We start from the raw sequence: 12415 nt of genomic DNA on the forward strand, positions 1-12415 counted from the left end.
CAACTATTTCCTCCATCGTTCTGAGATATGTTGTAACTTTATTTTTCAAGCCCTTACTGCTGCATGGAGGATAAATCATGTAAGACGTCTCGCTGGCGCTTCCTCAAAGCTCAACTGAATAACTTATTGCCGGAAGAATTCTGGCAGGCTATTTTGGATTCTTCGTCTTCGATCATCATCGATGTGCGCACTCCTGCGGAATTCGCCGCTGGTCATTTACCGGATGCCATCAACATCAATTATTTCGGTGAATCCTTCTGGAAAGATATTACCGCATTACCTGAAGAGGCTGAATATTTCATTTACTGCCGAAGTGGCAGGCGCAGCATCCGGACCGCTACCTTAATGCGAAATGGCGGCTTTGATAATCGCCGGGTGTTCAACATGGAAGGAGGCTGGAATGAATGGAAATCCAGAAAACTTCCGGTCACTGCTGTCGAAAACCACCTGCCCTCTTCCTGAGAGGGGTGACACTCTGCCTGCTCCTGACAGGTTTATCTTTTACGTACCATCTGCGAACGGTTTCGTATATCTATTGTTAGGTTTCCGAGGATAATTTTTTATTTAAACCATTGTAAATCATTGATCGTATATGAAAACCATTCAGATAAACCGGATTGGTCTGGACGAAGAAAAAGCGGAAGCCCTGGCCAAAGGATTAAATGAATTATTGGCAAATTATCAGGTGTTATATCTGAACACACGTGGATACCATTGGAATATAAAGGGTGAAAAATTCTTTGAACTGCACCTTAAGTTCGAAGAGCTTTATACCGACTTACTGGTCAAGGTGGATGAGATCGCCGAACGAGTCCTGACTTTGGGAGAAACTCCGGATCATACCTTTTCCGATTACCTTGAGAAATCGGATGTGGCAGTCCATCAGGATGTCACCGAAGGCCGCAAAGCCATTGCCCAGATCCTGGATGCATTTAAGATCATCATTGGGAAACAGCGGGTTTTGCTGTCCGATTCCGCCGATGCGGAAGATGAAGGAACCAATGCACTAATGAGCGACTACATCCGCGAGCAGGAGAAGCTGGTATGGATGTATGCGGCATACCTGGGCTGATCGCAGCCATTTTTCAATTTTTTGCCTGAATGATTCATTGTGTGATGAAAATCACATAAGCGACGTAGTTTATTATTTATATTCAATACGTCGCTGGATAGAGGTCCCGGGGATCCATTGGAAAGGTTTGTCTTGCCGGAGTAGGTAGAAGCTTTACAGGAAATTGTTTTCAGAGTAACAGTGCTCTCCTGCTACAGTTGCGTCATCTTCTGACCCTGAATATGTATATCCAGTGTTGCAGACACCCGGTAGGGGTATTTGTATGTGGATAGTTTATTCAGTTATACATTAATCATTCGTCTTATGATTGAATTCATCAGCCAGCCCTGGCACTGGGCAGTAGGCGGTGTGTGTTTTGCTCTGATCATCTTTCTGATGACTTGGCTGGGTCGCATGTTTGGCATCTCCTCGATCTTTCGCAACATTTGTACCATGGCCGGCGCAGGTGAGCGTTTTTCTTACTTTAAGGTCAACCTAAAAGAAGAGCGTTGGCGCCTGGTGTTCGTGCTCGGAATCATTTTGGGCGGTTACATAGCTGCACATTATCTGGCAAGTCCGGCACCGGTTGCCATCTCTCCCAAGACGGTTGCTCACCTTCAGGAGTGGAACATCGATGCCAGCGAAGGAGACGGATTTTTACCGGTATCAATTTTCAATTTTTCCAATCCCTTTGGTATCCTTTTGGCGGTTATCGGTGGGTTTTTAGTTGGTTTTGGCACCCGCTATGCGGATGGCTGTACCTCCGGTCATGCCATGACGGGATTGTCCCACCTACAGGTGCAATCGTTGATCGCCGTGATTGGATTTTTTATCGGTGGGTTGATCATGACCTGGTTAATACTTCCCCTGTTGATCGGTTAATCATTATTTCGCATTTGAAAACAATGAAGCATGAGATTGCTTTCTTTTTTCCTGGTTGGTATTTTCTTTGGTATCGTCGCTACCAAATCCGAGGTTATATCCTGGTTCCGCATCTATGAGATGTTCCGGTTCGAGAGCTTTCATATGTACGGTGTGATCGGTACTGCCGTAGTGGTCGGTGCTATCATAATGGCTTTAATGAAAAAGTTGCCCATAAAGACCATTGATGGGAAACTGGTAACGTACAAAGTCAAACCCATGCAGGTCAAGCGTTTTCTCTTTGGGGGAACCATTTTTGGGCTGGGCTGGGGATTGATAGGAGCTTGCCCCGGACCGATGTTCACCATGCTGGGCCATGGCTTTTTGATTTTCGGCGTCGTGATCATCAGTGCGGTACTGGGAGCGTTTGCCTATGGATCCTTGCGGGACCATCTGCCGCATTAGGCTGCTGCAATTCCACCCAAATTCCTGGTCACCATAACTTATGTGATCAAAGTTCCATTGGGAATCTGAAATAACGGAGACCTTTGCGTCCATACAAAGGCGGGTTATGGTCGGCTGGCTTCCCGCAAGTATCCGGTTTTGCTTATGATGCCAAGTAGTACACGTCAAACCTCCTTCATCGCCCTTACCATTCTGTGGTTTACATGGATTCTGCCGGGAGTTACCCTGGCACAAACAACCAGCACCCCGATCAGTTGGGCTGATAAGATCAAATTCAAACCAGTTATCGGAATTCAGATGTGGTCCATTTACACCACAGGTGAAGAATTGTACGATGCCACGGCCGCCGAGTATCAACCCGTTGAAAATCGCTTTGATGTCATGTTGCGCAGAAGCCGGTTGGGTTTTAAGATCCAGCCGCTCACCGATTTGCAGATCAGTGTGATTGGGTCCATGGATGTAGTTGGGCGCGATCTGCTCAGTGCCACCCAGGGCGCCAGCAATAATGGATCCACACCGGCATTCGGACTTTGGAATGCCATAGCGCAGTGGCGGGTGATACCGCGCAAAGAAGTGCTCTACCTGGCGACCGGCTACCTCACACCCCAGTTCAGCAGGGAACACATCACCGGAGCCTTGCGTGTGAGCTCCCTCGAGAAATCGTGGTCCCAAAATTATATCCGCAGGCATTTGACCGGTACTGGCCCTGGCCGTGCCGCCGGTGTGCAGGCTGGAGGTTTATTGCGTAAGGATCAGAGCCCGGTGGCCATGACCTATGATCTTGGAATTTTCAATCCGCTCTTCGAAGCTTACAGTGGGAACTCTACCGGCAGGCAATCATCTGCTTTGGTGACCGGAAAACTCACCTTTCACCTGGGTGATCCGGAGTCGGCTACCTATTCCCTCAGCCATCAGGTCAATATGTTTGGTAAACGACGTGGTGTATCCTTAGGTGTCAGTTATGCCTCCCAGGGCAAAACGGATCTTTTTGACCGGAACCGGGCTGCAGCCGTTGATATGCTTTTTAACTGGGGACCAGTCAACGTCGATGGAGAATGGGCATGGCTTTACCGGGCTGGCAAAGTGACCGCGGCAGGCAGTGAAAGGGAGGTCCGCTCACAGACGGGATTTCTGCGATTCTCCTATAATGTTTCCGTTTTCGAAACAAAGGTCATCGAACCAGTCTTCATGATCATGGATTTCACCGGGGCCATGGATCAGCAGGGACAAGCCGATGCCCAGGTATTAAAATCATTTGCCGGAAAGGACCGGGCCATTGACATTGGAGTGAACTACTATCCGGTGCAGGAAATCAGGCTTTCCTTGCATTATACCATACAGAATGGCGAAGAAGGAGAAACCGGGCCGGGAGCAACCTTCAACAATTATTTGTTTCAACGGGATGTCGGGGCTATCCATCGCGGAGATTATCTTGGCCTTGGTGTTGTATTTTCGTACTAGACTGCGGGAAGTTACCGGAAGATGTGACCGTCATCACAATACCCGGTGGCCATTCCCACTAATTTTGTATTCAGACTTTTACCAATGAAATGGAGTTCCATACTTCCTGTCCTTAGCTGGGTGCCAAACTACAAGAAGAGTGACCTTCAGGGCGATTTTTCTGCAGGTTTGACCGTGGGAGTAATGCTGATTCCTCAGGGCATGGCATATGCTATGCTGGCCGGACTACCTCCAATCTACGGATTGTATGCCGCGACAATTCCACTGATCATTTACGCTTTATTTGGAACCTCCCGCCAGCTGGCAGTAGGGCCGGTGGCCATGGTTTCTTTGTTGACGGCCTCAGGGGTAGGTCTTCTTGCCGAACCCGGATCGGTGGATTTTATCACACTGGCGATTGCCCTGTCGCTCTTTACCGGCCTGTCGCAATTTTTAGTCGGAGTCTTCCGGCTGGGTTTTTTGGTGAATTTCTTGTCCTATCCGGTCATAAGCGGATTTACTTCAGCCGCTGCACTGATCATCGGACTCAGCCAGTTGAAGCATTTGCTGGGAATCAAAATGGGTGGAAGCCAGAAGATCTATGTCGTTCTGGGGGAAGCCTTCAGCCAGATCAATAACATCCACTGGTTGACATTGCTGATCGGTTTGGGAGGTATGGCCCTGATCATGGGCGTTAAAAGAATCCATAAATCCATCCCCGGATCGCTCCTGGCCGTAATAGTCGGGATTTTGGTGGTCATGATTTTTCACCTGGAAGGAGCCGGAGTGAAAGTCCTGGGTGACGTACCTCAGGGGTTGCCCAAATTCGCATTACCCCAGTTTACCTGGACCAATTTTCAGGCTCTCTTGCCTACCACACTGGCAATCACATTGGTAAGTTTTATGGAATCGATCGCGGTCGCCACCGCCATCCAAAGCAAGCATAAGACCTATAAAGTTGATCCGAACCAGGAGCTGATTGCGCTGGGCATTTCTAAGATAGCGGGTTCGTTTTTTCAGTCCTTTCCGGTCAGTGGCGGATTCTCCCGTACTGCAGTTAATGATCAGGCTGGCGCCCGCACCCAACTTGCAGCAATTATAAGCGCCATCCTCATCGTGCTGACCTTATTGTTTTTAACCCCTTTGTTTCACGATGTGCCGAATGCCATCCTCGCTTCCGTCATCATGGTGGCTGTCTTCGGATTGATCGATGTCAAAGAGCCTGTGCACCTCTGGCATGCCAACCGCACCGATTTCTGGATGTTGATCGTAACCTTTACAGCGACCCTTATGCTCGGTATCATTCAGGGTATCGGGATCGGCGTATTGCTGAGTCTGGTCATGGTAATATACCGGACCACGCGGCCGCACATTGCTGTGTTGGGCCGGGTGCCGGGAACAAGTGTTTATCGCAATGTTGATCGCTTTCCGGAAATTCAGAAGCGCGCTGATCTGCTGATCATTCGCTTTGATGCACAGCTTTATTTTGCAAACATCAATTATTTCCGTCAATGCCTGGAAGACCTGGTTGTGGACAAAGGTGCATCTCTCCGGGCGGTGATCATCAATGCTGAAAGTATTAACAATATGGACTCAAGCGCGGTCCATGCGGTGGAAGAAGTGGTTGCAGACCTGAGGGCCCGGAACATCGATCTCTATTTCTCAAGTGTCAAAGGCCCGGTAAGGGATGCCATGGCCAAAGGCAAATTGCTGGGTAAGATTGGTGACGATCATTTCTTTATGGTTGTACAGGATGCAGTCAACGCCTACGAGCACCACCAGGACAAAAGCCAATTAGCAGAGGATGATCAGCGCGCTTATACCATGCAAACCAATACCTGATCACTCCTTAATCGTTTCATTTCATCAGAACCATAATTCAATAACGCCAAATCAACACCTGATGCCACTTAAAGAAGAACTGATCCTCCGGGATACACTGGCCATTGACCGTACGCGGTTGGCCAATCAACGTACATTATTGTCGTTTATCCGCACAGGCCTCTACCTGATCGTGACGGCACTGGGTATTTATCAGTTTAGCAAGACTTCCAAATTCCTCTGGACGGTCTGGATCCTTGCCGCTCTTGGCGCTGTCACGGTGGTGATCGGTATCATCAACTACCTGTATATGCACAAGAAAGTCGAGAAAGCCTATTCCGACTGACATCCTTTTCGATCCTGGTAAACTTCAGCAATACAACCCTAATGTAGTAACGATCACACAGCAGATCTGGGCACTCTTGCATGCGATTTAACACATTATAATTAGGTATATGTATTAAATTCATGGTGTCAATTTGTTATATTGAATATCAGGCAAGTGCTTTAGAGGGATGTGGCATGGGTCACACGACCAGTTCTTTTGAAGTGACACCGGTCACAGACTGTTATGACCCGATCCGGGTATTTTAGTGTTGTAATTATTGAATGTAAAAAATGTTGGAAAACTTAAAATTTATGAAGGTAGAACAAATTTATACCGGCTGTCTGGCAGAGGCGGCATACTTGATTGAGAGTGAAGGAGAAGCAGTGATCATTGATCCATTGCGTGAAACCCAACCTTATCTGGAAAAACTCCAGAAGGAAGGATTAAAATTGAAATATATTTTTGAGACCCACTTCCATGCAGATTTCGTTTCAGGACATGTGGATTTGGCTCAGAAGACCGGAGCGACTATCGTTTACGGTCCAAATGCGGAAACGAATTATCAAATACATCAGGCGAAAGACGGAGAAATCATCCGGTTGGGTAAAGTCACCTTCAAAGTGCTCCATACCCCTGGCCATACGATGGAAAGTACCACCTACCTGCTCCGGGATGAGAAGGGCAAGGACCATGCAATTTTCACCGGGGATACATTATTCCTGGGTGATGTGGGACGGCCGGACCTGGCCATTAAGCAGGGTGAACTGACACGGGAAGATCTGGCTGGCTTTCTGTTTGACAGCCTGCGGATGAAGATCATGCCGCTGGCAGATGAGGTAATCGTCTATCCCGCTCATGGCGCCGGTTCAGCTTGTGGAAAGAACCTGAGTGCAGACACCTGGGGATATCTCGGCGACCAGAAAAAATCAAATTATGCCCTGCGGGCTGACATGACAAGGAAAGAGTTTGTAGCGGAAGTTACAGCAGGCCTGACCCCTCCTCCCCAATACTTTGCTAAAAATGCCATGTTGAATAAATCCGGCTATGCCTCCTTTGATGAAGTACTTGGACATGGTAACACCCCGCTGTCACCGGAGCGCTTTGAGGCTATGGTTGAGGATCATGAAGCCTTGATGCTTGATACCCGCACGGCACAGGAATTTGCAGCTGGTCATGTGCCTAATTCAATATTTATCGGCATTGACGGCAGTTTTGCACCATGGGTAGGTGCCCTGATTACCGATATCAAACAACCCATTGTGGTTATCGCCCCGGCAGGACGTGAAGAGGAGGTTGTAACCCGCCTGGCACGCGTTGGATATGATAATACCCTTGGTTACCTGGAGGGAGGTGTTGAAGCCTGGGAAAAATCTGGAAGGGAGATCGACACCGTTGAATCTATCTCAGGCTCTGAATTGGCTGATCGGATGCGCGGAAACTTTAATGCGACCATATTGGATTCCCGTAAGCCTACGGAGTACATCACCCAGCATATCCTGGATGCGATCAATTTCCCGCTGGATTATGTCAATAGCAATATGGACCGGATCCGCCGCGACGAGAAATATTACATCCATTGCCGTACCGGATACCGTTCAATGGTTATGGCTTCCATCCTGAAGGCCCGTGGTTTTCATCAGGTTGTAGACATAAAAAATGGCTGGGAGTCGATTGAAGCTGCACCGATAGCCGTATCCGACTATACTTGTCCGACGACCATTCCTCAGGAGGTCATCGATGACGCGGTAGCAGCCGTTGTCTGAGGTTTGTATCAGTAATTTCAATACAGCAAACAAGCACGTTGCCATCCCATTCCGGCAACGTGCTTTTTGTTACATAACCCCATAAACCCTCTGCCTGAAATGGCGTTGATTACTCTGGGCCCCTGATTCTGGATATTCTATGATGCCGGAAGGGATTTCAGTTTTGCCAGGTCAGTGGTTAAATCGTCTAAATACGAAAAGGCATGGACCTGGAAATTTTATCCCGAATTCAATTTGCTTTTACGGTTTCCTTTCATTACATCTATCCTCCGCTGAGCATTGGGCTGGGCCTGCTGATGGTGATCATGGAAGGCCTTTTTTTGAAAACGGGTGAGGTAGTCTACGAACAGATGGCCCGCTTCTGGACCAAAATTTTTGCCCTCACCTTTGGTTTGGGAGTGGCTACCGGTATCGTCATGGAATTCGAGTTTGGAACCAACTGGGCTACCTATTCGCGCTATGTCGGCGATGTATTCGGTAGTGCCCTGGCCGCCGAAGGGATTTTCGCCTTTGCTCTGGAAAGCGGTTTTCTGGGTATCCTGTTATTCGGTTGGAACCGGGTAAGCCCTAAGGTCCACTTCATTGCCACCCTTGGTGTGTGGTTCGGATCCATGTTTTCTGCCGTATGGATCGTGGTGGCTAATAGCTGGCAACAAACGCCGGCAGGCTATCACATCGTTGGGGAGGGATTGGAAGCTCGTGCGGAGATCACCGATTTCTGGGCCATGGTGTTTAATCCTTCCAGTATAGACCGGATGCTGCATGTGTGGGTCGGAGCCTTTCTGGCAGGAGCATTCCTGGTAATGAGCGTTCATGCATATTATTTGCTGCGGCATCGTCATGTGCATCTTTCACAACAGGCCATCCGCATCGCTTTGGTTGTTGCTGCTGTCTTTTCGCTGACCCAATTGTTTACCGGCCACCGTTCGGCCGACGGCGTTTCGGTGAATCAACCGATGAAGCTGGCTGCCATGGAAGGCCATTTTGACTCTCTGTCTGCCGCGGATATGTATATCATGGGCTGGGTGGACAAGGATAAAGAGCAGACCAGTGGCATTCGTATACCGGGCGGGTTGAGTTTCCTTACCCATGGAGATGTCCATGCTCCTATCCAGGGCCTGAAATCGGTTCCCGTCACCAGTCGGCCGGGAGCCCTCAATGCCATCTTTCAGTTTTACCATTTGATGGTTATCATTGGAATGCTGCTGATCGTGATCAGTATGACCGGATTAATGCAGTGGTGGCGGAAGAAACTATTTGCTAACCGGTGGTTGCTGTGGGTGTTCGTATGGGCAGTATTCCTGCCGCAAATTGGTAATCAGGTCGGTTGGTATGTAGCGGAAATGGGCCGGCAACCCTGGGTCGTCTATGGCATGCTGCGCACATCCGATGCATTGTCCAAGGTGGTAACGGCTAACCAGGTATGGTTTTCCCTGATCCTGTTTACTTTGATCTATGCATTGCTGTTTATCTTGTTCTTATACTTATTGAACCGCAAAATTCAACATGGACCTTCGGATGATGACCCGATTGATCAGCGGCCGAAACAAAGAGAAATGGCGACAATCGTATAAATGCATCCCTAAAAATGGAACGGAACTATGGCATCATTTCTAGGCATTGATTATCCCACCTGGTGGTTCCTGCTAGTTGGGGGTGTTTTCACCGGTTATGCCATCCTGGATGGATTCGACCTCGGAGCAGGAGCCTGGCATTTATTCTTCAATAAGGAGTCGAGCCGGCGGATAGCGCTGAATGCCATCGGTCCTGTATGGGACGGCAATGAGGTGTGGCTGGTTATCGGTGGTGGTGCCCTGTTTGCAGGCTTCCCGGTAGTTTATGCCACCCTGTTTTCGGCCATGTACATTCCTTTTATGCTCTTTTTGGCTTTTCTCATCTTCCGCGCAGTCTCTATTGAATTCCGTAGTAAGGAACCTATGGCCTGGTGGCGTAAACTGTGGGATGTCAGCTACAGCATTTCGAGTATCCTTTTGGCGGTCCTGCTTGGAGTTGTGTTGGGGAATGTATTGCAGGGCATGGCGATCGGCCCCGACCTCGAATACACGGGACACTGGCTGGATTTCATCAATCCTTATTCGTTGCTGGTGGGAGCAACGGCACTGGCCTTATTTATGATGCATGGCGCCATATACCTGACCATGAAAACCGAAGGCCGGTTGTTCCTCAAAATAACCTTGCTGCTCAAACGTTCCATCGTAGCATTTATATCCCTTTTCTTAATGACATCACTGTACACCCTGTTGTGGATACCGCATCAGACCGATCATTTCGAGCGGTATCCCTTGCTCCTGGTGATCCCAGTGTTGGCGTTTGTCGCTATCGGATTTATTCCCTGGTTTGCGCGTCGCAAAAATTACAGGGTGGCTTTCCTGTTTTCATCATTGACCGTAAGCTTATTGATGATCCTGGTGGCATTCACCCTGTACCCGGTCCTGGTTGCTTCTACCTTGAATAATGCATACGATATTACCATTTACAATGCCGCTTCCTCGCAAAAATCCTTAGGCATCATGTTGCTGATTGCGGCGATCGGTGTTCCATTGGTTGCCAGCTATACATTTTTCGTCTATCGAACCTTCAGCGGTAAGGTCCAAATTGATGAAACGAGTTATTAATGAACCAGCTCAGCCAATCATCAAATCCGTATCTGCTTCAGCACCGTGATCAACCGATCGAGTGGTATTTGTGGGGACAGGAAGCACTCGCTATGGCCAGGAAGGACGATCGTCCCATCCTGGTGAGCATTGGTTATTCCACCTGTCACTGGTGTCATGTGATGGCTGAGGAGTCATTCAATGATAAGGACGTAGCTGATTACATGAATTTTCATTTCATCAATATTAAGATCGACCGTGAGGAGCGGCCGGATCTCGATGGTTATTTTATGGATGTTTGTCAGAAGCTCACCGGTCACGGTGGGTGGCCGCTTCAGGTATTTCTTACCCCGGATCTGAAGCCTTTTTTTGCAGGTAATTATTTCCCCCCGGAACCGGATGGCCGGCAAATGTCCTGGTTTCAGGTCATGCGTTTTGTAGTGCACAATTACCGGAATAACCGGGCAGCGGTAGACCGGCAGGGACAGCGGATTCTGGACGGAATGCAGTCCGGTCAGCCTATTGGGCTGGAAGCCGGGCTTGATTTTCAAAACCTGCCCTGGCTCACTGCCACACTGGTTGAGGCGTATGAGGAATCCCTGGTTCGATTAGCCGACGTAGAATTTGGCGGTTTCGGGTCCGCCCCTAAATTTCCCAATACGCCTGCGCTAGAGTTCTTACTCGAACGTTCGTATTACACCGGAAATCCGGATTGCCTGCGGCTGGTAATGCACACTGTTCAGTGCATGCTGAGGGGTGGTATTTACGACCAGGCCGGTGGAGGCTTTGCGCGGTATGCCGTCGACCGCCACTGGAAGGTGCCGCATTTCGAGAAAATGCTTTACGATCAGGCTTTGATGATCCACCTCCTGGCTCAATTGATCCTGCAGAAGCCCAGAAGAATGTACAAGCGGGCATTGCTGGAAACCCTGGGTTTTGTGCAACGTGAACTGGCCAATCCGGCTGGTGGCTGGTTTGCCGCGCTGGATGCAGACAGCGGGGGACAGGAAGGTGCATATTATACCTGGACCCTGGCGGAAGCGATCCAAGGTGTACCACCCGGAGCCAGCTGGTTACTGGAATTCTTTGATATCCATGAAGCAGGAAACTGGGAAGACAGAAACCTGCTTTGGCAGCCCCATGAGTTGTATGCATTTGCGGAGGATCACCAATTGGAGATTGATTATGCAAAAGAACAGATCGCACGGTTCAAGTCCAATCTTCTTCAGGCCCGGCAGAATCGCAGCCGGCCTCACCGCGATGAGAAATTGATCACCGACTGGAATGCCCTAATGGTTAGCGCCTTTATCAGGGCAGGAATTGCATTGCAGGACGATAGCTGGATCAGCCTGGCCAGGGATCAGATGGTTTATCTGTTGGATCAGGTTATGGATGCTTCACATAGCCGGATCGTACATGTACCGGGCTCCGAAACACCAATGCTTCTTTCTGACTATGCCTGTACCATAAAAGCGCTGTTGGACCTGGCCCTGGTAGACCCGGATCACCGGTGGATTGAGGTGGCATCTAATCTCTTAGAGCAGGTTGAGGAACATTTCCAGGCAGGAGATAGCCCGCTCTTCCTGAACCGTGGCGGAGACCATTCTGGTCATGTAGGCAGCCGGATCGAAATTCGCGATGAAGAACTTCCCAACGCGAATGCCCTGTTGGCGGAGAGCATGTATTTGATGAGTATCTATCGGGATCATCCGGAATGGCGGCTTCGTTCCCGGCAGATGCTCGCAGCGGTAAAAGACGCCATCCATCGTGATCCCCTGGCCTATGCATCATGGTACGGCTTGAGTCAGATGCTGCTTTCCGGTGCGACAGAAATAGCAATTGTGGGACCCCGGTTCAAAGAACTCAGCAAGGAGATTTTGCAGTTGCCGGTACCGCATCTTGCCTTAGTTGCTGCGGAATTTCCGGACCAGAAGCAGCCCATGCTGCGGGATAAAAGCAGTCCGGAGGGGTGTACCCGCATTTATGTGTGCCAGGGAGAACGTTGCTTATCTCCCGTATCGACTATTCAGGAATTAAAGGCAGATCTATCCTCTCTCCGCTGATATCTGCA

General features: G+C 49.3%; 11 protein-coding genes. All 11 read left to right on the forward strand.

Annotation, left to right across the window (positions count from 1 at the left end; all coding sequences use genetic code 11):
* Window positions 1-63: 63 nt before the first annotated feature.
* The 11 genes from H6570_02675 to H6570_02725 all read left to right on the forward strand — a co-directional run bounded on the left by H6570_02675 (window position 64) and on the right by H6570_02725 (window position 12407).
* Window positions 64-462 (forward strand): rhodanese-like domain-containing protein, encoded by a 399-nt coding sequence (locus H6570_02675; GenBank protein ID MCB9318160.1) that lies wholly within the window; start codon window positions 64-66, stop codon window positions 460-462.
* 130 nt (window positions 463-592) lie between these two features.
* Complete coding sequence (locus H6570_02680; protein MCB9318161.1) at window positions 593-1072, forward strand: DNA starvation/stationary phase protection protein; 480 nt, start codon at window positions 593-595, stop codon at window positions 1070-1072.
* Window positions 1073-1375: 303 nt separating this feature from the next.
* The gene (locus H6570_02685) at window positions 1376-1933 is read left to right on the forward strand and encodes a YeeE/YedE family protein (GenBank protein ID MCB9318162.1); all 558 of its coding nucleotides are present in this window, start codon (window positions 1376-1378) and stop codon (window positions 1931-1933) included.
* Between the two features lie 30 nt (window positions 1934-1963).
* Window positions 1964-2377 carry a YeeE/YedE family protein gene (locus H6570_02690; GenBank protein MCB9318163.1) on the forward strand — a complete coding sequence of 138 codons (414 nt, stop codon included), beginning with the start codon at window positions 1964-1966 and terminating at the stop codon, window positions 2375-2377.
* 144 nt (window positions 2378-2521) lie between these two features.
* Window positions 2522-3838: a hypothetical protein gene (locus H6570_02695; GenBank protein ID MCB9318164.1), complete on the forward strand. Its 1317-nt coding sequence runs from the start codon at window positions 2522-2524 to the stop codon at window positions 3836-3838.
* Between the two features lie 84 nt (window positions 3839-3922).
* Window positions 3923-5659 (forward strand): solute carrier family 26 protein, encoded by a 1737-nt coding sequence (locus H6570_02700; protein ID MCB9318165.1) that lies wholly within the window; start codon window positions 3923-3925, stop codon window positions 5657-5659.
* Window positions 5660-5720: 61 nt separating this feature from the next.
* Window positions 5721-5984, forward strand: coding sequence for a DUF202 domain-containing protein (locus H6570_02705; protein ID MCB9318166.1), 264 nt, complete (start codon window positions 5721-5723; stop codon window positions 5982-5984).
* Window positions 5985-6277: 293 nt separating this feature from the next.
* Window positions 6278-7729, forward strand: coding sequence for an MBL fold metallo-hydrolase (locus H6570_02710; GenBank protein ID MCB9318167.1), 1452 nt, complete (start codon window positions 6278-6280; stop codon window positions 7727-7729).
* Between the two features lie 203 nt (window positions 7730-7932).
* Window positions 7933-9303, forward strand: a complete 1371-nt coding sequence (locus H6570_02715) for a cytochrome ubiquinol oxidase subunit I (protein ID MCB9318168.1) — start codon at window positions 7933-7935, stop codon at window positions 9301-9303.
* 27 nt (window positions 9304-9330) lie between these two features.
* Window positions 9331-10365 carry a cytochrome d ubiquinol oxidase subunit II gene (gene cydB, locus H6570_02720; protein MCB9318169.1) on the forward strand — a complete coding sequence of 345 codons (1035 nt, stop codon included), beginning with the start codon at window positions 9331-9333 and terminating at the stop codon, window positions 10363-10365.
* A complete protein-coding gene (locus H6570_02725) occupies window positions 10365-12407 on the forward strand; it encodes a thioredoxin domain-containing protein (protein MCB9318170.1) in 2043 nt (680 codons plus the stop codon). Before cydB ends, H6570_02725 begins: the two co-directional genes overlap by 1 nt.
* Window positions 12408-12415 lie beyond the last annotated feature (8 nt).

It is taken from the genome of Lewinellaceae bacterium (assembly GCA_020636135.1).
Taxonomy (GTDB): domain Bacteria; phylum Bacteroidota; class Bacteroidia; order Chitinophagales; family Saprospiraceae; genus JAGQXC01.